The sequence below is a fragment of the Novosphingobium lentum NBRC 107847 genome, assembly GCF_001590965.1.
Classification (GTDB): Bacteria; Pseudomonadota; Alphaproteobacteria; order Sphingomonadales; family Sphingomonadaceae; genus Novosphingobium; species Novosphingobium lentum.
On sequence record NZ_BCTW01000015.1, the window covers coordinates 81365 to 104110 of the forward strand.

Sequence of the window (22746 nt, forward strand, 5' to 3'; positions counted from 1 at the left end):
AACGCATCATGCCTCGCGACAGCCCCATTGCCCTCGTCCGGTTCTGCCCCTAAATCGCCCGCACCCTCCCATCGCCCTCCCGCCTGCGAGCACCAGTGATCCTGTCACCCTTCGAATGGACGATCGCCAAGCGGTACATGCTGCCCGGCCGGGGCGAGGCGTTCATCGCGCTGGTCGCCGGCATCAGCCTGGCCGCCGTCATGCTCGGCGTAGCCGCGCTGGTCATCGTGATGAGCGTGATGAACGGCTTTCGCGCCGAACTGCTCGACAAGATCGTGGGGCTCAATGGCCACGCGATCATCCAGGCCTATGGCGGGCGGCTCGATGACTGGCAGGACATCCTGAAGCGCGTGCGCGCGACGCCGGGCGTCACCCGCGCCTCGCCGCTGATCGAACAGCCGCTGCTCGCCAACTTCAACGGCCGGGTCGAAGCGATTCTGGTGCGCGGCAACACACCCGACGATCTCAAGCGGCTGGAAGCCAAGCGCACGGCCGGATCGTTCGCCACGCTGCAGCCGGGCACCGGCACGGTCGCGATCGGATCGCGGCTGGCCGAAAACCTTGGCGCGCGGATCGGCGACACGATCACCGTGATCAACCCGCAGGGCCGCTCCACCCCGTTCGGCACGGTCCCGCGCGAGATCGGCTACAAGATCGGCGCGATCTTCGAGATCGGGGTTTACGACTACGACCAGGCTTACGTGGTGATGCCGATCCCCGATGCGCAGACGCTGCTGCTGACCGGCGATTCCATCGGTATGATCGAGGTGACCACCACCGATCCCGATTCGGTCAGCGAAACGCTTGCCCCCTTGCGCGAACAGCTGGCGGGCCGCGCGGTGGTGACCGACTGGAAGACCATCAACGCCTCGCTGTTCGAGGCGCTGGCGGTGGAGCGCGTGGCGATGTTCGTGGTGCTGTCGATCATCGTGCTGGTGGCGGTGTTCAACATCCTGTCGTCGCTGATCATGCTGGTCCGCGCCAAGACCCGCGACATCGCGATCCTGCGCACGATGGGGGCGACGCGGCGCTCGCTGCTTAAGATTTTCGTGACGATCGGCTTCGTGATCGGCGCGCTGGGCACGCTGGTGGGGCTGTTGCTCGGCTTTGTGTTCCTGTTCTTCCGCCAGCCGATCGTCCACGCGGTGGAGATCGTGACCGGGCAGAACCTGTGGGACCCGTCGATCCGCTTCCTCACCGAACTGCCCAGCCGCAGCGATCCGGTGGAGATCACCACGATCTGCATCATGGCGCTGGTGCTGAGCTTCCTGGCCACGCTGTATCCGGCGATGAAGGCGGCGGGCACCGATCCGGTACAGGTGTTGCGCTATGAGTGATGGTGAAATGCCGGTTGTCCGCCTGACCGGGCTCAAGCGCAGCTTTTCGCAAGGCGGCGTGACCATAGAAGTGCTGCGCGGCATCGATCTCGACGTGCGCAAGGGCGAGATCGTGGCGCTGCTCGGGCCATCGGGATCAGGCAAGTCGACCATGCTGCAGGCGATCGGTCTGCTCGAGGGCGGGTTCGAGGGCCGGATCGACATTGCCGGCACCGATGCCTCGTCGCTGTCGGGCGACGATCGCACCACCTTGCGCCGCGATCACTTGGGTTTCGTCTACCAGTTCCACCACCTGCTGCCCGATTTCAACGCCGCCGAAAACGTGATCCTGCCGCAACTGGTGGCGGGCACCAGCCAGATCGATGCTCGCGCCCGGGCCGAGGAATTGCTCTCCGCGTTGGGCCTTGCCGCGCGGCTCGAACACCGGCCCAGCCAGCTTTCGGGCGGCGAGCAGCAGCGCGTGGCGGTGGCCCGCGCGCTCGCCAACCGGCCGCAACTGGTGCTGGCCGACGAGCCCACCGGCAACCTCGACGAGGCAACGGCGGATCGCGTGTTCGCCGAATTTCTCAAGCTGGTGCGCGAAGAAGGCAGCGCAGCGCTGGTCGCCACGCATAACGAACGGCTCGCTGCCAGGATGGACCGCGTGCTGCGGCTGCACGAAGGGCTGCTGGAACCGGCTGCGCCATAATCATACCCGCCCGTCCGGGATACTGGGGCGGCGTAGCGCGTTGTGGGGGAAAGGAGTTCCCCGACCATGACCGACGCGCCCGAAACGGCCAACCCCACCGCCGACGCCTCTAACGCTGCGACGGACACGATCGACTGGCAGGACCACGCATCGGTCCGCCGCCGCGAATCCGAGGGTGTGCTGGGCGATTTCGCGATCCTGAACCAGGGCACGTTTGCGGAAATGGTGGCCTATGTCGCGCACCTTCCGGCGATCGAACGGGCCGGACTGGTCGTCGAAAAGGCGGGAGACCGGCGCTTCGATGCCGCCGAAGTGGCCGCACTGGCCCGGCGGCCGGATTTCCCCGGCTGACACCACGCGGATCAGCTTGATTGCGGTCCGCTCCCGTGCAAACGCTGCGCCTGAGCCGGGGCGGCCCGACGGCATGGGATTTTCGATGGACGCGATGGACTGGAACGCGGATGCCACGCTGCACGAACGCGACGATGGCGGTTCGGAGATGCACTACAATTTCCGCACCTTGCGCAAGGCACCGCTGGGCCAGCTGGTGCGCGATGTCGCGGCGATGCCGGCCGGTGATCGCGCGCGCATGGTCATCGATGTCGCCGGCGGACGCACGTTGAACGTGGGCGACATCATGGCGCTGTCCACGCGCGACGATCTGCCTTGAAGGATCCCCGCACGATTGCGGACTTCACCGCTCTGCTTCCCGATGGCAGCGATGTGTCGCTGGCGGACCGGCTGGGCAAGGTCGTGCTGGTGGTCAACACCGCCAGCCGCTGCGGGTTCACCCCGCAATACACCGGCCTTGAAGCGCTGTGGCGCCAGTATCGCGACGCCGGGCTGGAAGTGATTGCCTTCCCTTGCAACCAGTTCGGCGCGCAGGAACCGGGTGACGCCGCCGAAATCGCCAGCTTCTGCTCGCTGACGTACGACGTGACGTTCCCGATGATGGGCAAGATCGACGTCAACGGCAAAGCCGCGCCCGCGCTGTGGGACTGGCTGAAAGCGCGCGCGCCGGGGCTGTTGGGCAGCAAGGCGATCAAGTGGAACTTCACCAAGTTCCTGATCGACCGCGAAGGCCACGTGGTGCGGCGCTATGCCCCCACCGACAAGCCCGAAAGCATCGCCCGAGACATCGCGAAATTGCTTTAGCAAGTAATGCCATGCCTTGGTTCGCTCATCCCGCGCGAAGCCGAGGCATCCCGCGCTGCGTTCGCCGTCGCTGTACATGTCTCGACTGCGCTCGACACGCGCGGTGACGGGGTGATGGATTTAACGCTTCAACCGCTCTGATGCCGGCCCGTTCCGCGATGGGGATAAGGCGGCATCGCCCCCTCCCAAATCGCGGCAGGAGTGACTAACTTGGGGCCATGCCCCACGCCCCATTCGTCCCGCTTCGCATTTATTCGTCATACACGATGCTGGATGGCGCGATCGATCCCAAGGCGATCGCCAAGACGGCGGCCGACCGGGGGTTTCCCGCCGCCGCCATCACCGATCGCAACGGGCTGTACGGCGCGGTGCCGTTCGCTGCCGCCGCGCGCGGGGTGGGGGTGCAGCCGGTGATCGGCTGCATGCTCGCGGTCGCCCGGCCGGAGAACGGCGGCGCGGCCACCGGTTTCGGACCCGCCGCGCCGACGATCGACTGGATCGCGCTGTATGTGCAGGACGCCACGGGTTACGACAACTTGTGCCATCTGGTCAGCCGCGCGCACCTTGAACGCCCGCTCGAACACGCACCGCATGTCGTGCTGGCCGATCTGGTCGGACACAGCGACGGCATGATCGCGCTGACGGCGGCCAACGAAGGCGCGCTGACGCGGCTTCTTGCCGAAGGGCAGGACAGCGCCGCGCTGGCCTATGCCGATCGGCTGCAGGAACTGTTCCCCGACCGGCTCTACATCGAGCTGGCGCGGCGCGGCGATGCGATCGAGGATGCCGCCGAGGATGCGCTGGTCGCGCTGGCCTACGCACGCGACCTGCCGCTGGTGGCGACCAACCCCGCCTGCTTTGCCGATCCCGGCTTTTACGCCGCGCACGACGCCTTGCTGTGCATCGCCAGTTCCACCCATGTCGACAACCACGACCGCCCGCGATCGAGCCGCGAATGGTACGTGAAATCGGCGGCGATGATGGAGGAGGCGTTCTTCGACCTGCCCGAGGCGTTGGCCAACACGCTGGTGGTGGCGCAGCGCACCGCATTCGCCCCGCCCAAGCGCAAGCCGATCCTGCCCAGCCTCGCCGGTGACCAGCAGGGCGAGGCGCTGATGATGGCGCAGGACGCGCGCGCCGGGCTGGAACGGCGGCTGGTGCCGTATGGCGAGATGAGTGCGGAGGAGCGCACCGTCTATCTCGACCGGCTGGAGTTCGAGATCGACGTCATCAACCGCATGGGCTTTGGCGGCTATTTCCTGATCGTGGCCGACTTCATCAAGTGGGCCAAGGACAACGGTATTCCGGTGGGGCCAGGGCGCGGATCGGGTGCGGGCAGCGTGGTCGCCTGGGCGCTGACCATCACCGATCTCGACCCGCTCAAGCTGGGGCTGCTGTTCGAACGCTTTCTCAATCCCGAACGCGTGTCGATGCCCGATTTCGACATCGACTTCTGCGAAACCCGGCGCGGCGAGGTGATCCGCTATGTCCAGGCCAAGTATGGCCACGATCACGTCGCGCAGATCATCACCTTCGGCAAGCTGAAGGCGCGCGCGGTGCTGCGCGATACCGGCCGCATCCTGCAGATGAGCTACGGCCAGGTGGACCGGCTGTGCAAGCTGGTGCCCAACCACCCGACCGACCCGTGGACGCTGCCGCGCACGCTCAACGGCGTGGTCGAATTCAAGCGCGAGTACGATCGCGACGAGGACGTGAAGCGGCTGATCGATCTGGCGATGCAGCTGGAAGGCCTGCCGCGCAACAGTTCCACCCACGCCGCCGGTGTGGTGATCGGCGACAGGCCGCTGGCACAACTGGTGCCGCTGTACCGCGATCCGCGATCGGACATGCCGGTCACGCAGTTCGACATGAAGCACGTCGAGGATGCCGGGCTGGTCAAGTTCGACTTCCTCGGTCTCAAGACGCTGTCGGTGCTGCGCAAGGCGACCGACCTGATGAAGCGCCGCGAGATCGAGATCGACCTCGACGCGCTGCCGTGGGACGATGCGGCGGTCTACCGCCTGCTGCAATCGGGCGACACGGTCGGCGTGTTCCAGCTCGAATCCGAAGGCATGCGCCGCACGCTGGCGGCGGTGAAGCCGACCAGCTTTGGCGACATCATCGCGCTTGTCTCGCTGTACCGGCCGGGTCCGATGGACAACATTCCGCTGTTCGGTCGCCGCAAGAACGGGCTGGAACGGATTGAATATCCTCATGAAAAGCTCGCGGGCATCCTGTCCGAAACGTACGGCATCTTCGTCTACCAGGAACAGGTGATGCAGGCCGCGCAGATCCTGGCAGGATATTCGCTGGGCGATGCCGACTTGCTGCGCCGCGCGATGGGCAAGAAAGTCCAGGCGGAGATGGACGCGCAGCGCCAGCGGTTCGTTGACGGATGCCGCGAGATTTCGGGAATCGATGCCAGGAAGGCCAACGAACTTTTTGACTTGATTGACAAGTTTGCAGGCTACGGTTTCAACAAGAGCCATGCTGCGGCGTATGCGCTGCTTGCGTACCAGACGGCCTGGCTCAAGACGCACTACCCGCACGAATTCTATGCCGCATCGATGTGTTTCGATATGCATCAGTCTGAAAAGCTGGCAATTTTCGTCGATGACATGCGCCGCGCCGGGCTGACGCTGGCGGGGCCGGACATCAACCGGTCGGAGGCCGAATTCATCGTCGAGCGCACCGACGAAGGCTATGCCGTGCGCTATGCGCTGGCAGGCCTGCGCAACGTCGGCGAAAAGGCGATGGAGGGCATCGTCGCCGAGCGAGAGGCGCATGGCTGGTACGAAAGCCTGGAAGACCTGTTCCGTCGCCTGCCCGCAGGCGCGATGAACCGGCGCGGGCTGGAAGCGCTCGCGGCCGGCGGCGCGCTCGACACGCTTGAACCCAACCGCGCGATGGTCGCGGCCAACGCCGAACTGCTGATGGCGGTGGCCGATGAGGCGGCGCGGTCGCGCACCAGCGGGCAGGGCGGACTGTTCGGCGGCGAGGAGCATGCCGTGCCCGCACTGCGGCTGGCCGATACCAAAGCCTGGTCGCGCGCTGAACAGATGGCGGCAGAGCGCGAGAACTTCGGGTTCTACTTCGCCGCGCATCCGGTCGAGGAATATCGCGCGGTCGCCTCGGCCAACGGCGCGCGGACCTATTCCAGCCTGATGGGCACCGGCCCGGCAGCCTCCGAGTCCACCGAAAGCGGGCCGCAACGCAGCGGCGCGGTGATGGCCGCGATGGTCGAGAACGTGCAGCGGCGTCGAACAAAGCGCGGCAAGGAGTTCATCCTGGCCGAATTTTCCGATTCGAGTGGGCAGTTCTCCGCCTCGTGCTTCGAGGAATCGCTGGTCGATCCGTTCCTGAAGTGGGCGGCCGAGGGCACCTGCATCCTGCTCAATGTCGAACTCGACCGGCCCAATCCCGACGAACCGCCGCGCGTCACCATCCGCAACGGGCGCCCGCTCGATTCGGTGTCGAGCGCCGCGCGCATGGTGCTCGAACTCGAAGTGCATCGCCCCGATGCGCTGGCGGAGCTGGCGCTGCTGTTGCCGCGTGGTGCCGACGGCAAAGGCGAAGTGCGTGCCAGGCTCCACACCGCCGGGGGGCGCGAACCGCTGGTGCGGCTAGGCAGCGACTTCCGGCTGGACAGCGATCTGGTCGAACGCTTGATCCCCATCGAAGGACTTGCCAATGTCGCGCTGACGGCGCGGGCGGAACGGCATTTGCGCCTGGTCGAATAAGGCCGGATATTGGGGGGTATGATGCAGCTTGGCGCCATGCAGGACTGGAAGCTGCGGGTTACGCACCTGATCGATCACGCCGCGCGCGAATATGGACAGCGCGAAATCGTAACGCGCTGGGCCGATGGCGGCGAGACGCGCACCAACTGGGCGGGCATTCGCCGCGATGCGCTGAAGATGACGCAGGCGTTGCGCGCGCTGGGCGTGGGCCAGGGCGACCGCGTCGCCACGCTGGCGATGAACCACCACCGCCACCTCGTCAGCTGGTACGGCGCGGCGGGCGTGGGCGGGGTGCTGCACACGATCAATCCGCGCCTGTTCGAAGACCAACTGGAATACATCGCCAACCACGCCGAAGATCGCGTGCTGCTGTACGATGCGATGTTCGCGCCGCTGGTTGAGCGGATGAAGCCGCGCTGGACCACGATCGAGCACTACATCTGCTTCGATTCGAGCGATTCCGCGCCGGCGTTCGAGGACTGGATCGGCGCGCACGACGGCAACGCCGCTTGGGCCGATGGCGACGAGCGCGACCCGTGCATGTTGTGCTACACCAGCGGCACCACCGGCAACCCCAAGGGCGTGCTGTACGAACACCGCTCTACCATGCTCCACGCCATGTCGATCCTCCAGCCCGCCGCCTTCGCGCTCGAACCGCGCAGCGTGATGCTGCCGATCGTGCCGATGTTCCATGCCGCGAGCTGGGGCCTGCCGTGGGCAGGCGCAGCAGTGGGCGCCAAGTTCGTCTATTGCGCGAACAACGATGCGGCGGTGTTGTGCGACCTGATGAAGAATGAGGGTGTGACTCATTCAGCTGGAGTCCCAACGGTTTGGCTGGCAATGTTCCAGCAGCTTGAGAAGTCTGGCGAAACGATCGAGCAAGGCCTGCCACACTTGCGCCAGACGATTATCGGCGGATCGGCCGCGCCGCGCACGATGATCGAACGGCTGATGCGCGCGGGTGTTCGCGTGGCACACGCCTGGGGCATGACCGAAACCTCGCCGGTGGGCACGCTGGGGGGCACGACCGACGATTGGGACGAGCTGAGCTTCGACCAGCAGGTCGATGTGGTGGCGATGCAGGGCCGCGTGCTGTTCGGCGTGGAGCTGCGCACGGTGGACGATGACGGCCACGAGCAGCCGCGCGACGGGGAAACCGCTGGCGCGCTGCACGTACGCGGGCCGTGGGTGGTGAAGCGCTATTTCAAGGCCGATGCCGATGCCGCCGATGCGGACCAGTGGTTCGACACCGGCGATGTCGGCACGATCCGTCCCGACGGGATCCTGCGGCTGACCGACCGTGCCAAGGATGTGATCAAGTCGGGCGGCGAGTGGATCAGCTCGGTCGATCTGGAAAACGCCGCCGTCGGCTGCGCGGGCGTGGCCGAGGCGGCGGCGATCGGGTTGCCGCATCCCCGATGGGACGAGCGACCGGTGCTGGTGGTGGTGCGCAAGCCCGGCAGCACTGTTTCCGCCGAGGAGATTCGCGCGCATCTCGCTGAGCATGTCGCCAAGTGGTGGCTGCCCGACGCGATCCTGTTCAGCGACGCGCTGCCGCACACCGGCACCGGCAAGATCAGCAAGAAGGACTTGCGCGAGCAGTACCGCGACGTGACGCTGGAGGCCTGAGGCGATGGAGCCCGACGTGCTGAACTACATCGATCCCAGCCGCGAAACCTTCTCCGTGTTCAAGGCGCTGCCGCGCGACACGCCGATCCGCATGCTCAACCTGATCAAGTTCCGCGAAGTGGCAGCCTACCCCAAGGGGCATGACTGCGCGATCAGCGGGTGGTCGGGGCGCGAGGCGTATGCGGCGTATCACGATGCGATCGCCCCCATTCTGGCGCGGGTCGGCGCGGAAATGGCGTGGTCCGGCGCGTTCGAATGCGTGGTGACCGGCCCGGCGGACTGGCCGTGGGATGCCACGTTCGTGATGGGCTACCCCGATGCCGCTGCGTTTCTCGCGATGGTCACCGACGCGGAATACAAGCGGGCGGTGGTCCACCGGCAGGCTGCGGTCGAGGATAGCCGGCTCGTGCGGTTCGGGGTTCAGGTGGGTTAGGATCAGCGCGCCGCATCACAGCAGCCGCATCTGCCCGTCCACATCCGGCGCGCGGAAGCGCGAGCAATCGAGATCCAGTTTGGCCTGGTCGATCCCCGAGCGCTTGCAGGCGAGGCGGAAGCGGGTGCGGAACAGGTCGGCCCACACGCCTTGCGGTTTCATCCGGCTGAAGAACCCGGGATCGTTGTCGCGTCCGTTGCGTACCGACTGGACGATGGCCATGACCTTGTCACCGCGATCGGGATAATGCGCGGCGAGCCATTCACGGAACAGCGGGGCGACTTCGTGCGGCAGGCGCAACATGATCCAGCTGGCCGACCGCACGCCGAGAGCGCCGGCCCGGGCGAGGATGCTTTCGATGAACTCGTCGGTGATCGAGGGGATCACCGGTGCGATCGAGACGTGCGCGGGGACGCCGGAATTCACCAGTTTTCCCAATGCTGATAGCCGCTTGCCGGGTGATGCTGCACGGGGTTCGAGCAGGATGGACAGATGCGGATCAAGGCTGGTGACCGAGATGCCGACCGCGACGAGCCCGAGCTTCGCCAGTTCTGTGAGCAGATCGAGGTCGCGCAGCAGGCGGTCGGACTTGGTCGTGATCGTCACCGGGTGGCGCGCTTCGAGGCACACTTCGAGCAAGTCGCGGGTGATGCGATAGCGTCCCTCGATCGGCTGGTAGGGATCGGTGTTGGTGCCCATCGCCAGCGGGCGCGGCCGGTACCCGCGCCTGGCGAATGTGCGCCGCAGCAGGTCGGCCGCGCCCGGCTTGGCGAACAGCTTCGTCTCGAAATCCAGCCCTGGCGACAGGTCGTGATAGGCATGGGTCGGCCGGGCGAAGCAGTAGATGCAGCCGTGCTCGCAGCCGCGATAGGCGTTGACCGAACGGTCGAACGGAATGTCGGGCGACTGGTTGAAGCTGAGGATGGTTTTGGGAAATTCGTCGATCACGGTGGTGCGCAGGCGGGGCGCCTGACCGTCTATGTCGCTGCGGGCGTCGAGCCAGTCGCCGTCCGCCTCACGCGTGGCCAAGCCGAATCGCGTCGATACCGTGGCCGATTGCGCGCCACGACCGGAGACAAGGGGAGAGTCGCGCCGTTCCATCCGACGATATTAGAACAAATGCGGAACATTGGGCAAGAAGGGTTTGCGCCATCTCGCCTGCGGTCCCGGATCAAGTCCGGGACGACTATAATCGGGGCAACGGCGTCTTACGCTTCCAGCAGCCTCGGCATCAGTTCGACGAAGTTGCAGGGGCGGTTGCGGCTGTCGAGCTGTTCGGCAAGGATACCGTCCCAGCCGTCCTTCACTGCGCCGTTCGATCCGGGCAGCGCGAAAATGTAGGTGCCGCGCGCGACCACCGCACAGGCGCGCGACTGCATGGTGGAGGTGCCGATCGTCTGGTAGCTGAGCCAGCGGAACAGTTCGCCGAACCCCGGAATGTCACGCGTCTTGACCTTGTCGAGCGCTTCGGGCGTGACGTCGCGGCCGGTCAGGCCGGTGCCGCCGGTGATGATCACCGCATCGATGCTGCGATCGTCGATCCACGTGCTGAGGCGATCGGCGATGCGGGCCGCGTCGTCCCTTTCCATGGCGCGCACCGGCAACTGGTGCCCGGCGTCGCGGATGCGTTGGGCGAGAATATCGCCCGAGGTATCATCGTCCGGCCCGCGCGTGTCCGAAACGGTCAGCAAGGCGATGGCGATGGGCTTGAACGTGCGCGTCGGATCAATTGCCACGCGAGGCGATCCTGACCGATTCGGCGCCGGCCAGCCCGGGGAACTTCGGCCACATGCCTTGCGCCAGGCCCAGCCGGCTGTCGGACGCGCCGCCCGCCTGCTTTTCATACATCCAGTAGTTGCGCATCACGATCGCGACATAGCCGCGCGTTTCCCAGTACGGGATCGATTCCATCCACAGCAGCGGATCGCCGTGATCGTGGATCTCGGTGTTCCAGCGGCCGATCGGCGCCGGTCCGGCGTTGTAGGCCGCCATGACTTTCGGCAGCAGGCCTTGCGTTACCCCGTTGTCTCGCAGCGCTTCGAGATGAAGCTGGCCGAACGCAAGGTTCACTTCGGGGCGCGAGAGGTCTGAGGCGTTGCCGGCTACACCGAGGTCGCGCGCATGATCGCGTGCGGCGGCGGGCATGATCTGCATCAGGCCCTTGGCACCCGCCGGGCTGGTCACCGCGGTGCGGAAGTTCGATTCCTGCAGGCTGTGCGCGAACACCAGCGCGGGATCGACCTGCCAGCCGTTGGCGGGCGTCCACTTGGGCGCGGGGAAACGTGCGGCGGCATCGGGACGCGCGCCCGACGGCGCGTTGTAGGCCATCCACAGTTGGGTCGAGGGCAGGCCCAGATCGCGCGCGAGGCGCGAAAGCGGGGCATACTGGCCCGGCGCACCGATGCGCGCCTGGTAGCGCAGCACTTCGTCCGCCAGCCCGTCTTCGCCGATGTCGGCCAGCTGCACGGCGAGCCGCACGTTGCCGACTTCGCGCAGCTGCTGCCAGTCATCGTTGGAGAAATCGGGTGCGATGGAAGCCTGCGCCTCGCGCATGCCCAGCGTTTCGGCGGCGAGCATGCCGTACATCGTATCGGTGTTGCGCGCGGCGGCGCGCAGCGCGGCCGATACCTTCTCGGGCTTGCGGCAGCGCAGCCAGGCGCGACCGGCCCAGTAATTGGCGGCGGCGGACAGTTCCTCATTACGCGCGGCCATGGCGCTTTTTTCGAAGCTGTCGGCAGCGGACAGGCAATCGTCCGTGCGCCAGCTGGCGAGCCCCGCCGTCCACAGCGCTTCCGACACCCAGGGGCCGTCACCCTCGTTGGCGCTGAGCGAAACGGCGCGGGCCGAGGCATCGTCGTTCTCGATATAGAACGCCCAGCCGACCTTCTGCCGCCATTCGGCGCGGGCCGAGGACGACAGCGCGGCGTCGATCCCGTCGAGCAGGATCTTGGCGCCGGTGGGATCGTCGCCCTTGATCCGTTCCTGGATCGCGGCGGCGATCGAGCCGGGCATCGTGCCGTCGCCGGTGGACTGCGGGCGGATGCGCTTGCTGGCGGAAGGCAATGTGTACAGCGCCTGCGTATCGGGCAGGATCGGCATGCCGGTGGCGCCGCGCTTCATCGCCAGCCGGGCGATCTGGTCGGCCCAGGGCATGTCGGGCGCCTGGCTGAGCAACTGGGTCAGCGCGGGCAGCTCCGCCTTGGGCGAGGACGCGGCGAGATAATATTGAGCGCGGGCCACGGCATGCAGCGGACCATCGGGGCGCTGCGCGAACAGCGCCTGCACCATCGTCCAGTCGCCCTTGTCGATCGCGCCGAACAGCGAGGTGTAGTAGCTGCGATCGTCCTTGGTCAGCAGCGTCGGCACGGCGGTGCGATCGGCGCGGTTGCGGAAATAATCGACCGCTGCGCTGTTGGCCGACGCGGGCACGGCAGAAAGGCCCGCAGTGCATGCGAGGCTCAATGCGGCAGCGCGGGCAATGCGCCGGAATTTCATGTCTTGTCGGTCCCCGTCGTTTCGAGCCAGCGGTTCCACAACCCCGCCTTGAGTGCCGGCTTGGCCAGCAGCGTCTCAAGGTCATAGGCCGCTACGAACGGCAAACTCACCCCCTCATGGTTAAAAAAGGGTGAATCGGCAGCTTTATTCGCCAGATCGTGGCCCAGCAGCGTTGAAATGCCGGCCCGACCGAAAACGAGCAGCCGTTGCGGCGCGGCCAGCGCGACATGGTGGCGCAGCACGTCGGCCAGGCCGCGCGCGGCCAGCACCGGCCATTCGGGCACCGCGATTCGGCTCGGCAGCGCGCTGGCGAGGTAGATTTCGGCACGTGACAACCCCATCGCGGCCAGCATCGCGTCGAGCAACTTGCCCGTCGGACCAGCCGCCAGCGCGGCGTCGTCACCCTGTTCGGGCATAACAAGCAGCACCATCAGCGGCGCATTGGCCGGCCCCGATGGCGCGACGCGGTAGGCGGCCGGGGCGTCGTCGATGGCGGGGTCGGTCAGCCACCACGCCGCAAAATCGGCCAGCGATGTCGGCCATGCCGCGCGGTTGACTTCTGCCGGTCGGGCGGGAGCGTCGTTCGTGCCGGGGAGGGGAGGCTTGGCGGCGGCGCGGGCACGGCGATCGGGGGCGGGCTGTGCAGCAGCAGCGGCGCCCGAATCATCGGCATCGCTCGACCGTGCGGATTCCAGCCAGTCCGCCGGATTATCGATGAATGCGCTATCGACGCCCGCATCGCGCCACCAGTCCAGCGTTGCTGCCAGCAACGCCTTGGCATCGTGTTCGCGTTGTTCGAGCAATCCGTTGCGTTCCCTTGAGGTTCGCGCAACCCGCGCGCTCGTTCCGGTCTTGACCTTGCCGATGCCAGCTTTCAAGGCGTTATGCGAAGACAATCGCGCGGTAGAACGGAGCTGGGGCATGAGCGAACGCGAATCGATGCCGTATGATGTGGTTATCGTCGGCGGCGGACCGGCCGGACTGGGTGCGGCCATCCGGCTGAAACAGGTCGATCCGGACCTTACCGTGTGCGTGCTCGAAAAAGGCTCCGAGATCGGCGCGCATATCCTGTCGGGCGCAGTGGTCGATCCGCGTGCGCTAGACGAACTGCTGCCCGACTGGCGCGATGACGATTGCCCGATGGCCGAAGTGCCGGTGACCGACAACTGGCACTGGCTGCTCACGCGCAACAAGAAGTTGGCGATCCCGCACTGGCCGATGCCGCCGTTCATGTCGAACGAGGGCAACTACACCGGCTCGCTCGGTAGCCTGTGCCGCTGGCTGGGCGCAAAGGCCGAGGAACTGGGCGTCGAGATCTTCCCCGGCTTTGCCGCCGCCGAAGTGCTGTTCGATGCGAGCGGCGCGGTGATGGGCGTGGCCACCGGCGACATGGGCATCGCCAAGGACGGCACGAAAAAGGCCGATTATCAGCCGGGCATGGAGCTCCATGCAAAATATACAATGTTTGCAGAGGGTGCGCGTGGACACCTGACCAAGCGCCTGAAGCAGCACTACGACCTTGAGCGCGACTGCCAGCCGCAAGTCTATGGCATCGGCATCAAGGAACTGTGGGACATCGATCCAGACAAGCACATGCCCGGCCGGGTGATCCACACGCAGGGCTGGCCTTTATCGGAAAGCGACAGCTGGGGCGGCGGGTTCCTCTACCACCAAGCCAACAACCAGGTGGCGCTGGGCTTCGTCACCGCGCTCGATTACGCCAACCCGTGGGTCTATCCGTTCGAGGAATTCCAGCGCTGGAAGCTGCACCCCGAAATTCGCGCGATCCTGGAGAGCGGGCGCCGCGTGTCCTACGGCGCGCGTGCGATCAATGAGGGCGGCTGGCAATCGGTGCCCAGGCTGGCGTTCCCCGGCGGGACGCTGATCGGGTGCTCGGCCGGGTTCGTAAACGTGCCGCGGATCAAGGGCAGCCACACCGCGATCAAGAGCGGGATGCTCGCCGCCGAAGCTGCCGCCGCCGCGATCAAGGGCGGGCGCGAGCATGACGCGCTGGACGAATACGATGCAGCGGTGCGCGACAGCTGGATCGCGACCGAACTGAAGAAGGTGCAGAACGCGCAGCCGCTGGTCGCCAAGTTCGGTGGCGAGCTGGGCACCGTGCTGGCAGGCGCCGACATGTGGATGCGCACGCTCAAGATCGGCGTGATCCCGGCAATGAAGCACCACCGTGACAGCGAGGCGACGCAGCGCTCCGACTTGTTCAAGCCGATCGTCTATCCCAAGCCCGACGGCGTGATCACGTTCGACCGTCTCTCGTCGGTGTTCATGTCGAACACCAACCACGAGGAAGACCAGCCGAGTCACCTCGTGCTCAAGGACCCGTCCGTACCGGTGCGGATCAACCTGCCGCTGTATGCCGGGCCCGAGGCGCGGTTCTGCCCGGCGGGGGTGTACGAGTTCATCGGCGTCGAGGAAGGCACCCCGCGCCTGCAGATCAACGCGCAGAACTGCGTCCACTGCAAGACCTGCGACATCAAGGACGCGACCCAGAACATCGAATGGGTCACGCCGGAGGGCGGCGGTGGGCCGAACTATCCGAACATGTGAATTCCTCCCTGATAGGTGGAGGAGCTAGATGCGTGAAACCGCTTACGCCAAGATCAACCTTGCGCTGCACGTCCGTGCCCGGCGCGAGGATGGCTATCACGAGCTGGAGACGGTGTTCGCGTTCGTCGATGCGGGCGACGAGCTGAGCGTACAACCCGCGCCGCGCGACGAATTGCGCGTCGTGGGCGAATTTGCCGCGGGGCTGACCGATCCGTTCGGCAACATCGTGGCGCGCGCGCTGTCGCATCTGCCGCACGGACCGGGCGGCTGGCGGGTGACGCTGGACAAGCGGCTGCCGGTCGCGGCCGGGCTGGGCGGCGGTTCGGCCGACGCCGGGGCGGTGTTCCGGCTGGTCGATCGCGCGCACAAGCTGCCCGACGACTGGCCGCAACGCGCGGCAAAGCTGGGCGCGGATGTACCCGCCTGCGTCGCCAGCGTGACCTGCATCGGGCGCGGCACCGGTACCGACCTGGAACCGCTCGACAGCGACCTGACCGGCACTGCCGTGCTGCTGGTCAACCCGCGCATTCCGCTCGCCACCGGGCCGGTGTTCGCGGGCTGGAACGGGATCGACCGCGGGCCGCTGCCCGATGGCGATGCGCGGGCGATTGCGCTCACTGGACGCAACGATCTGGAGCCGAGCGCGCTCGCGCTGGTGCCGGCGATCGGCGATGTGCTGGCGGCATTGCGCGGCACCGCGCCGCTGCTGGCGCGCATGTCCGGATCGGGCGCCACTTGCTTCGCGCTGTACGAAAACGCTGACGTCATGGCAGCGGCGGCGCACCGGCTGCGCGCCGCGCATCCCGACTGGTGGCAATTGCAGGGCAAACTTCGGTGATTGACCCCAGTTTCCGTTCGCGTCGGGGATGATGTCCGAGGCTTGCCAGCTTGTTGGCACACCCCGTTTCGGCGGCATCCTCGTCGTGTCGGACCATGCCTCCAACCGCGTGCCCGATGACATCAACCTCGGCATCGAGGCCGCGCTGCTCGACCAGCACGTCGCCGTCGACATCGGCGTGGCGCAAGTTGCGGCGCTCATGGCGGCACGTCCCGGCATCGCCGCCTACCTTGGCCACGTCAGCCGACTGGTGTGCGATTTCAACCGCGACGAGCATCTGCCCACCGTGTTCCCGATCGCCAGCGACGGGCACGCCATCCCCGGCAACGCGCTCGATCATGCCGGACACGAGACGCGGCTGGCGCGGTTCTTTCGGCCCTATCATGACGGGTTGGCCGCGCTGCTCGACGCCACGCCGCAGTCGCTGATCGTGTCGCTGCACAGCTTTACCCCGCATCTCGCCAGCCATCCGGACGAGCAGCGGCCGTGGCAGGTCGGCGTGCTGTACAACGAGGACGATCGCGCCGCCCGTATCGCGATCCCGCTGCTGGCGGCCGAGGGGCTGGTGGTGGGCGACCAGCAGCCGTATTCGGGCAAGCTGCTCAACGCGACGATGAACCGCCATGCCGAGGCCGAGGGGCGGCCCTATCTGGGCATCGAGATCCGGCAGGACCAGATCGGCGATGCGGCGGGCCAGGCCGTGTGGGCGGAACGGCTCGCACGGATAGCGAACAAAGTGGCGTTGATGCTGGTGGATTAGAGGTGTAGGGCGCGCCCAACCCCATATCCCGTTCGTCCTGAGCTTGTCGAAGGACCGTCCTTTTTCTTCATGCCGGTGCGGGCATTTTCAAGAACGAGTGCAGTCCTTCGACAAGCTCGGAACGGACGGGACAAGATCGCCATACCGGAGTTCGTCCCATGCCTGCCTATCGTTCGCGCACGACCACCCATGGCCGCAACATGGCCGGGGCGCGGGGCCTGTGGCGGGCCACCGGGATGAAGGACAGCGATTTCGGCAAGCCGATCATCGCCGTGGTCAACAGCTTCACCCAGTTCGTGCCCGGCCATGTCCACCTGAAGGACCTGGGCCAGCTGGTCGCGCGCGAGATCGAGGCGGCGGGCGGTGTCGCCAAGGAATTCAACACCATCGCGGTCGACGATGGCATCGCCATGGGCCACGACGGCATGCTCTACAGCCTGCCGTCGCGCGACCTGATTGCCGACAGCGTGGAATACATGGTCAACGCGCACTGCGCCGATGCGATGGTGTGCATCTCCAACTGCGACAAGATCACGCCGGGCATGCTGATGGCCGCGCTGCGCATCAACATCCCGGTGGTGTTCGTGTCGGGCGGCCCGATGGAGGCCGGCAAGGTCGTGCTCGACGGCAAGGAAGTCGCGCTCGACCTGGTCGACGCGATGGTTGCCGCCGCCGACGATCGCATGACCGACGCCGAAGTCGATGTGATCGAACGCTCGGCCTGCCCGACCTGCGGATCGTGTTCGGGCATGTTCACCGCCAATTCGATGAACTGCCTGACCGAAGCGCTGGGCCTGTCGCTGCCTGGCAACGGCTCGACGCTGGCCACCCACGCCGATCGCAAGCAGCTGTTCCTGCGCGCCGGGCGCACCGTGGTGGACTTGTGCCACCGCTATTACGAGCAGGATGACGCCAACGTCCTGCCGCGCAACATCGCCTGCTTCGAGGCGTTCGAGAATGCCATGTCGCTCGACATCGCGATGGGCGGTTCGACCAACACGGTGCTGCACCTGCTCGCCGCCGCGCACGAGGCGGAGGTCGATTTCACCATGGCCGATATCGACCGCCTGTCGCGCCGCGTGCCGGTGCTGTCCAAGGTCGCGCCGGCCAAGGCCGACGTGCATATGGAAGACGTCCACCGCGCGGGCGGGATCATGGCGATCCTGGGCCAGCTCGACCGGGCCGGCCTGATCCATTCCGACCTGCCGACCGTGCATAGCCCGACGCTGGCGCATGCGCTGGATGCCTGGGACATCAGCCGTACCAACGATCCCGAGGTGCAGAAGTTCTTCCGCGCGGCGCCGGGCGGCGTGCCCACCCAGGTCGCGTTCAGCCAGGACCGGCGCTGGGCCGAACTCGATCTCGATCGCAAGGACGGCGTGATCCGTTCCGCCGATCACGCGTTCAGCACCGACGGCGGCATCGCGGTGCTCAGCGGCAATCTCGCGATCGACGGCTGCATCGTGAAGACGGCGGGCGTGGACGAATCGATCCTGGTGTTCGCAGGCCCCGCCAAAGTGTTTGAAAGCCAGGATGCGGCGGTCGCCGGGATCCTGACCGGGCAGGTCGTGGCGGGCGACGTGGTGGTGATCCGCTACGAAGGCCCCAAGGGCGGGCCGGGCATGCAGGAAATGCTCTATCCCACCAGCTACATCAAATCCAAGGGGCTGGGTGCGGCGTGCGCACTGATCACCGACGGGCGGTTTTCCGGCGGCACGTCGGGCCTGTCGATCGGCCATGTCTCGCCCGAAGCGGCCGAAGGTGGCGCGATCGGGCTGGTGCGCAACGGCGACCGGATCGAGATCGACATCCCCAAGCGTTCGATCACGCTGGCGGTGCCCGATGCCGAATTGGCCGAGCGGCGCGCGGAAGCCGAGGCCCATGGCTGGCACCCCGCCAAGCCGCGCCCGCGCAAGGTGTCGATCGCGCTGCAGGCCTATGCCGCGATGACCACCAGCGCCGCGCGCGGGGCCGTGCGTGACATCTCGCAGCTGAACGCGAAGAAGGTCTGAGCGGCACGTGACGGGCCGTGCCGCCCTGATGATCGTGGCCACGGCCACGGTCTCGCTGGCGGCGTGTTCGCGCGGTGCCGATCAGCCGCAGGGCCAGGCGATCGACTGCGCCATCGGCGCGGCGGCAAAATTCAGTCGCACGTGCCATGTTGAAAAAGCGGTGCAGGGCGGGCGGCACCTGCTGGTGGTGCGTCATGCCAACGGCGGATTTCGCCGGTTTCAGGCCGTGACCGATGGGCGCGGCGTGATCCCGGCCGATGGGGCCGAGGATTCGTCCGCGCAATGGACCGCCGATGGCCGGCTGCAAGTCACCGTCGGCACCGACCGCTACCTGTTTCCCGCCACGCAGAAGCCGACCGATGCCGCGACGCCCTGACTCCACGCTCGCGCAAGTCCTGTCGGTGGCGCAAATGCGCGCCGCAGAAGCGGCGCTGATCGCGGGCGGAACCGATGTCGATCAACTGATGCAGCGCGCCGGGCGCGGCGCGGGCGAATATGTCCGCCGGATCGCCGCCGGTCGTGCGGTGACGGTGCTGTGCGGGCCGGGAAACAATGGCGGCGACGGCTATGTCATCGCCGAACACTTGCGCGAACACGGCAACCCGGTGACGGTGATCGCCGCGCGCGATCCCGCGACGCCTGCCGCGCGCACGGCGCGGACGCTGTTCGGCGGCGACGTGCGCGGCCCCGGTGCTTCCGTTCATGGCGACGTGCTGGTCGACTGTCTGTTCGGCAGCGGTCTGACGCGCGGTTTGCCCGACGATCTGCTGGCATTGCTGCGCGGGCTGGCCAACCGCCATCCGCACCGCATCGCCATCGACCTGCCCAGCGGTATCGCAAGCGACAGCGGCGCGGCGCTGAACGAAGGCCTGCCCGACTGGCAGCTGACGATCGCGCTCGGCGCGTGGAAATTCGCGCACTGGACGATGCCGGCCAGCGTGGCGATGGGCGCGTTGCGGCTGGTCGACATCGGCGTGGCGGCGGTTGGTGGCGCGGCCCATGTGCTGCAACCGGCGCGCATCGCACCGCCTTTGCCCGATTCGCACAAGTATCGTCGCGGACTGCTGGCGATCGTGGGCGGCGCGATGCCGGGGGCGGCGTTGCTGGCAGCCGATGCGGCCCTGCGCGGCGGCGCCGGCTACGTGAAGCTGCTGGCCGCGCAACGCCCCGATGGCGTGCCACACGATCTGGTCTGCACCCAAGGCACCGATGCCGGCGCCCTTGCTGCCGCGCTGGAAGACAAGCGCATCGCCGCCGTTCTCATCGGCCCCGGGCTGGGCCGCGACGCTGCGGCGGTCGCACGACTCAGGCCGGTGCTGGCGCGTAACGGTCCGCTGGTGCTCGACGCCGATGCGCTGATGCTGCTCGAACCGGCCATGCTGCAAGGATGCCTTGCCGCGACGGTGATGACGCCGCACGAAGGCGAGATGGCGGCGCTCGAGCGCGCGTTCGGCCTGCCGGGCGACGGCTCCCGGCGTGAACGGGCGCTGGCGCTGGCCAAAGTCAGCGGCGCGGTCGTGCTCCTGAAGGGTCCAGACAGCCTGATCGCCGCGCCCGACGGCGCGCTGGTGCTGGCACCGCGTGCGTCGAGCTGGCTGTCGGTCGCGGGCAGCGGCGATGTGCTCGCCGGAACCATCGCCAGTTGCCTCGCCACGCATGGCGACGCCTTGCGCGCGGCGCGCGAGGGCCTGTGGCTCCATGGCGAAGCCGCGCGGTTGTGCGGGGCGGCGTTCACCGCCGGAGACCTCGCCCACGCAATGCAACGGGCGCTGACGGCGGGACTGGCATGACCTCGATCGATACCATCGTGCGCATCGCGGCCAAGGGTGACGGGGTCACCGCCGATGGCCGCTATGCCGCGCTCGCCGCGCCGGGTGATCTGCTGCTGGCCGATGGCACCGTGCAGCGCGGGCCGCATCACGCCGATCCCGCCTGCCGCCATTTCCCCAAGTGCGGCGGGTGCCAGCTCCAGCATCTCGACGAAGCAGCACTGGCCGATTTCGTTGCGGCGCGCGTCATCGGCGGAGCGACGGGGCAAGGGCTGGACGCCCCGGCCGTGGCCGCGCCGCATGTCTCCCCACCGTACACGCGCCGCCGCGCGGTGCTGCATGCCGCTGCCATGGGCAAGCGCGTGGTGATCGGCTTTCGCGAACAGGGCTCGCACCGCATCGTCGACATGCGCGAATGCCATGTGCTGGTGCCCGAACTGTTCGCGCTGGTCGATCCGTTGCGGCGCCTGCTGGAAGGCTGGGGCGGCCGCAAGCTGGCGGTCGATGCCGAACTGACGCTGCTCGACCAGGGCGTGTCGGTGTCGCTGACCGGGCTGGCCGCCGAGGGCCTGACCAAGACCGAGGCGCTGCTCGATTTCGCGCGTGACCATGCGCTGGCGCGGCTGATGCTCGATGGCGGCTATGGCCCCGAAACGGTGTGGGAGCCCGAACCGGCGACGATCACGCTGGGCACCAGCGCCGTCGCATTTCCGGCCGGCGCGTTCCTGCAGGCGACGCTGGATGGCGAGGCCGCGCTGGTAGCTGCCGCGCGCGCGTGGCTGGCCGGAGCCGTCACGGTCGCCGACCTGTTCGCCGGGCTGGGCACGTTCGCGTTTGCGCTGGCGGGCGCGACCAACGCGGACAAGCCCAAAGTGCTGGCGGTGGAAGCCGCGCGCGACGCGCACCTCGCCTGCCAGTCCGCCGCGCGCAGCCAGGGCCGCCCAGTCCATGCGCTGCATCGCGACTTGTTCCGCAACCCGTTGCGCACCGAGGAGCTCGACCGGTTCGACGCGGTGCTGCTCGATCCGCCCCGCGCCGGCGCGCGCGAACAGATCGAACAGATCGCGGCGAGCCGCGTGCCGCGCGTGGTCTATGTCAGCTGCAACCCCGCCAGCTGGGCCCGCGATGCAGCGACGCTGATCGCCGGCGGCTACACGCTGGCCGAACTGCGCCCGGTCGGCCAGTTCCGCTGGTCAACCCACGTCGAGCTGGCCAGCCTGTTCACCAAGGGCTGAATTGGGGGGCAATTTATCTGTTTCAGCGAGGCTGAAACAGGGCGGCACCGGCCCGCTCCCCCGGCCCGACCACCCATAAGATAACCTGTCGGGTGGTCGGGCCGGGGGAGCGGGCCGGTGCCGCTTCCACGTCAGTGGAGAAATCTAAAACACCACCATCGCGGCGTGCAGGCACAGCGCGATCAGCACCAGGCTCGACAGCGCGAACACGATGAAGCGCACGACCACGCGGTTGACCGTCGCCTGGATCAGGCTGTGGACGATCCGCAGCACGACATAGGCCCAGCCGAGCTTGGCATTGATCCCATCGCCGGAACCGACGATCGCCAGCACGATCGCCACCGCATAAAACACCGTAGGTGCTTCGTGCAGGTGATTGTAGTTGTGTGCTTTCCACTGGACATCAGCGGGCAGCACGTCGTCGAGCGACTTGCCCGTTCCGCCGACCAGCTTGCCCGTATCGATCCCGGCCTTGCCCATCGCGGGGATGCGCGTGGCATACATCCACAGCCACATGACCATGGTCCAGCCGGCCAGTACGACCACGGGTTTGAGGATTTCCATGCCGATCATGATGCGATTCCCCTCAGGCTGAAACGATCGACGGATCGTGGAACAACGTGGCGATCACCGCGCGGATGGCGAGCACCAGCAGGCACACCGTCGACAGCCCAAACAGCACGAACCGCACCGGGATACGGTTGACCGTGGCCTGCCACACCGAATGGACGATGCGCAGCGCGACATAGGCCCACGCGAGCGCCACGTCGATCGCGCCCGCCCCCATGATCGCCAGGATCACCACCGTGGGATAGAAGATCGTCGGCTGCTCCATCAGGTGGGAGAAGTTGTGCGCTTTCCAGTTGACCTGATCGGGCAGCACGCCTTCGAGCGCCTGGCCACGCCCGCCGGGCGGCGACACCTTGAGGTCGATGCCCGCCTTGCCGAACGCGGCGAAGCGCGTGTGCACCATCCATAGCAGCATAACCAGCGACCACAGCACCAGCACAGCGGCCGGCGCGAGCATTTGGGCCTGCATCAGGCTTCCCCCGTTATTGTTATCGCGGCCGAGGCCGTTTTCGCGGGA

21 protein-coding genes are annotated in these 22746 nt (G+C 67.1%); 15 read left to right on the plus strand and 6 right to left on the minus strand.

Features of this window, described 5'->3' with window-relative positions; all coding sequences use genetic code 11:
- The first annotated feature begins 95 nt into the window (after nt 1–95).
- From NL2_RS14200 to NL2_RS14235, 8 genes are all read left to right on the plus strand, one after another.
- Nucleotides 96–1337: a lipoprotein-releasing ABC transporter permease subunit gene (locus tag NL2_RS14200; RefSeq protein ID WP_068076351.1), complete on the plus strand. Its 1242-nt coding sequence runs from the start codon at nt 96–98 to the stop codon at nt 1335–1337.
- The gene (locus tag NL2_RS14205) at nt 1330–2025 is read left to right on the plus strand and encodes an ABC transporter ATP-binding protein (protein WP_068076352.1); all 696 of its coding nucleotides are present in this window, start codon (nt 1330–1332) and stop codon (nt 2023–2025) included. The genes NL2_RS14200 and NL2_RS14205 overlap by 8 nt, the downstream gene beginning before the upstream one ends.
- A gap of 66 nt (nt 2026–2091) precedes the next feature.
- Complete coding sequence (locus NL2_RS14210; protein WP_068076353.1) at nt 2092–2376, plus strand: hypothetical protein; 285 nt, start codon at nt 2092–2094, stop codon at nt 2374–2376.
- Nucleotides 2377–2449: 73 nt separating this feature from the next.
- Nucleotides 2450–2695, plus strand: coding sequence for a hypothetical protein (locus NL2_RS14215; protein WP_245647695.1), 246 nt, complete (start codon nt 2450–2452; stop codon nt 2693–2695).
- Nucleotides 2692–3180, plus strand: a complete 489-nt coding sequence (locus tag NL2_RS14220) for a glutathione peroxidase (protein ID WP_084356099.1) — start codon at nt 2692–2694, stop codon at nt 3178–3180. Before NL2_RS14215 ends, NL2_RS14220 begins: the two co-directional genes overlap by 4 nt.
- Before the next feature lie 218 nt (nt 3181–3398).
- Nucleotides 3399–6920 (plus strand): DNA polymerase III subunit alpha, encoded by a 3522-nt coding sequence (dnaE, locus tag NL2_RS14225; RefSeq protein WP_068076355.1) that lies wholly within the window; start codon nt 3399–3401, stop codon nt 6918–6920.
- An 18-nt stretch (nt 6921–6938) separates the two neighbouring features.
- The gene (locus NL2_RS14230; RefSeq protein ID WP_068076356.1) at nt 6939–8549 is read left to right on the plus strand and encodes a long-chain fatty acid--CoA ligase; all 1611 of its coding nucleotides are present in this window, start codon (nt 6939–6941) and stop codon (nt 8547–8549) included.
- Between the two features lie 4 nt (nt 8550–8553).
- Nucleotides 8554–8982 carry a DUF1330 domain-containing protein gene (locus NL2_RS14235; protein ID WP_174522619.1) on the plus strand — a complete coding sequence of 143 codons (429 nt, stop codon included), beginning with the start codon at nt 8554–8556 and terminating at the stop codon, nt 8980–8982.
- A 15-nt stretch (nt 8983–8997) separates the two neighbouring features.
- Here the strand turns inward: NL2_RS14235 and NL2_RS14240 are convergent, their stop codons facing one another.
- The 4 genes from NL2_RS14240 to NL2_RS14255 form a co-directional block, all read right to left on the minus strand.
- Nucleotides 8998–10083 (minus strand): PA0069 family radical SAM protein, encoded by a 1086-nt coding sequence (locus NL2_RS14240; protein ID WP_068076357.1) that lies wholly within the window; start codon nt 10081–10083, stop codon nt 8998–9000.
- A gap of 107 nt (nt 10084–10190) precedes the next feature.
- Nucleotides 10191–10718, minus strand: a complete 528-nt coding sequence (gene moaB, locus NL2_RS14245; protein ID WP_068076358.1) for a molybdenum cofactor biosynthesis protein B — start codon at nt 10716–10718, stop codon at nt 10191–10193.
- A complete protein-coding gene (locus tag NL2_RS14250; RefSeq protein WP_068076359.1) occupies nt 10708–12477 on the minus strand; it encodes a lytic transglycosylase domain-containing protein in 1770 nt (589 codons plus the stop codon). Before NL2_RS14250 ends, moaB begins: the two co-directional genes overlap by 11 nt.
- Nucleotides 12474–13280: a uracil-DNA glycosylase family protein gene (locus NL2_RS14255; protein ID WP_169799516.1), complete on the minus strand. Its 807-nt coding sequence runs from the start codon at nt 13278–13280 to the stop codon at nt 12474–12476. Before NL2_RS14255 ends, NL2_RS14250 begins: the two co-directional genes overlap by 4 nt.
- Nucleotides 13281–13398: 118 nt before the next feature.
- Between NL2_RS14255 and NL2_RS14260 the strand changes: the two genes are divergently transcribed.
- From NL2_RS14260 to NL2_RS14290, 7 genes are all read left to right on the plus strand, one after another.
- Entirely contained in the window at nt 13399–15045 is a 1647-nt protein-coding gene (locus tag NL2_RS14260; RefSeq protein WP_068076361.1) for an electron transfer flavoprotein-ubiquinone oxidoreductase, read from the plus strand.
- Nucleotides 15046–15073: 28 nt separating this feature from the next.
- Nucleotides 15074–15883: a 4-(cytidine 5'-diphospho)-2-C-methyl-D-erythritol kinase gene (locus NL2_RS14265; RefSeq protein WP_068076362.1), complete on the plus strand. Its 810-nt coding sequence runs from the start codon at nt 15074–15076 to the stop codon at nt 15881–15883.
- 28 nt (nt 15884–15911) lie between these two features.
- The gene (locus NL2_RS14270) at nt 15912–16643 is read left to right on the plus strand and encodes an N-formylglutamate amidohydrolase (RefSeq protein ID WP_068076363.1); all 732 of its coding nucleotides are present in this window, start codon (nt 15912–15914) and stop codon (nt 16641–16643) included.
- A gap of 158 nt (nt 16644–16801) precedes the next feature.
- Nucleotides 16802–18655, plus strand: a complete 1854-nt coding sequence (gene ilvD / locus NL2_RS14275) for a dihydroxy-acid dehydratase (RefSeq protein ID WP_068076364.1) — start codon at nt 16802–16804, stop codon at nt 18653–18655.
- Between the two features lie 7 nt (nt 18656–18662).
- On the plus strand, nt 18663–19031 hold the full coding sequence (locus tag NL2_RS14280) for a hypothetical protein (RefSeq protein ID WP_245647696.1): 369 nt from the start codon (nt 18663–18665) through the stop codon (nt 19029–19031).
- On the plus strand, nt 19015–20445 hold the full coding sequence (locus NL2_RS14285; RefSeq protein WP_068076365.1) for a bifunctional ADP-dependent NAD(P)H-hydrate dehydratase/NAD(P)H-hydrate epimerase: 1431 nt from the start codon (nt 19015–19017) through the stop codon (nt 20443–20445). The genes NL2_RS14280 and NL2_RS14285 overlap by 17 nt, the downstream gene beginning before the upstream one ends.
- Nucleotides 20442–21659, plus strand: coding sequence for a class I SAM-dependent RNA methyltransferase (locus tag NL2_RS14290; RefSeq protein WP_068076366.1), 1218 nt, complete (start codon nt 20442–20444; stop codon nt 21657–21659). The genes NL2_RS14285 and NL2_RS14290 overlap by 4 nt, the downstream gene beginning before the upstream one ends.
- A 144-nt stretch (nt 21660–21803) precedes the next feature.
- On the opposite strand, the gene NL2_RS14295 is transcribed toward NL2_RS14290, so the two are convergent.
- Both NL2_RS14295 and NL2_RS14300 read right to left on the minus strand, forming a co-directional pair.
- The gene (locus NL2_RS14295) at nt 21804–22232 is read right to left on the minus strand and encodes an MAPEG family protein (RefSeq protein ID WP_068076367.1); all 429 of its coding nucleotides are present in this window, start codon (nt 22230–22232) and stop codon (nt 21804–21806) included.
- Nucleotides 22233–22245: 13 nt separating this feature from the next.
- On the minus strand, nt 22246–22698 hold the full coding sequence (locus tag NL2_RS14300) for an MAPEG family protein (RefSeq protein ID WP_068076368.1): 453 nt from the start codon (nt 22696–22698) through the stop codon (nt 22246–22248).
- Between the last annotated feature and the right edge of the window lie 48 nt (nt 22699–22746).

Excerpts from the sequence above, each read along its gene's own strand:
- NL2_RS14270 (WP_068076363.1), top strand. The coding sequence starts at position 15,912 with ATGATGTCCGAGGCTTGCCAGCTTGTTGGCACACCCCGTTTCGGCGGC.
- NL2_RS14230 (WP_068076356.1), top strand. The coding sequence starts at position 6,939 with ATGATGCAGCTTGGCGCCATGCAGGACTGGAAGCTGCGGGTTACGCAC.
- NL2_RS14250 (WP_068076359.1), bottom strand. The coding sequence starts at position 12,477 with ATGAAATTCCGGCGCATTGCCCGCGCTGCCGCATTGAGCCTCGCATGC.
- NL2_RS14210 (WP_068076353.1), top strand. The coding sequence starts at position 2,092 with ATGACCGACGCGCCCGAAACGGCCAACCCCACCGCCGACGCCTCTAAC.
- NL2_RS14260 (WP_068076361.1), top strand. The coding sequence starts at position 13,399 with ATGAGCGAACGCGAATCGATGCCGTATGATGTGGTTATCGTCGGCGGC.
- NL2_RS14265 (WP_068076362.1), top strand. The coding sequence starts at position 15,074 with ATGCGTGAAACCGCTTACGCCAAGATCAACCTTGCGCTGCACGTCCGT.
- ilvD (WP_068076364.1), top strand. The coding sequence starts at position 16,802 with ATGCCTGCCTATCGTTCGCGCACGACCACCCATGGCCGCAACATGGCC.
- NL2_RS14300 (WP_068076368.1), bottom strand. The coding sequence starts at position 22,698 with ATGCAGGCCCAAATGCTCGCGCCGGCCGCTGTGCTGGTGCTGTGGTCG.
- NL2_RS14240 (WP_068076357.1), bottom strand. The coding sequence starts at position 10,083 with ATGGAACGGCGCGACTCTCCCCTTGTCTCCGGTCGTGGCGCGCAATCG.
- NL2_RS14285 (WP_068076365.1), top strand. The coding sequence starts at position 19,015 with ATGCCGCGACGCCCTGACTCCACGCTCGCGCAAGTCCTGTCGGTGGCG.
- NL2_RS14235 (WP_174522619.1), top strand. The coding sequence starts at position 8,554 with ATGGAGCCCGACGTGCTGAACTACATCGATCCCAGCCGCGAAACCTTC.
- NL2_RS14295 (WP_068076367.1), bottom strand. The coding sequence starts at position 22,232 with ATGATCGGCATGGAAATCCTCAAACCCGTGGTCGTACTGGCCGGCTGG.
- NL2_RS14290 (WP_068076366.1), top strand. The coding sequence starts at position 20,442 with ATGACCTCGATCGATACCATCGTGCGCATCGCGGCCAAGGGTGACGGG.
- NL2_RS14205 (WP_068076352.1), top strand. The coding sequence starts at position 1,330 with ATGAGTGATGGTGAAATGCCGGTTGTCCGCCTGACCGGGCTCAAGCGC.
- NL2_RS14215 (WP_245647695.1), top strand. The coding sequence starts at position 2,450 with ATGGGATTTTCGATGGACGCGATGGACTGGAACGCGGATGCCACGCTG.
- dnaE (WP_068076355.1), top strand. The coding sequence starts at position 3,399 with ATGCCCCACGCCCCATTCGTCCCGCTTCGCATTTATTCGTCATACACG.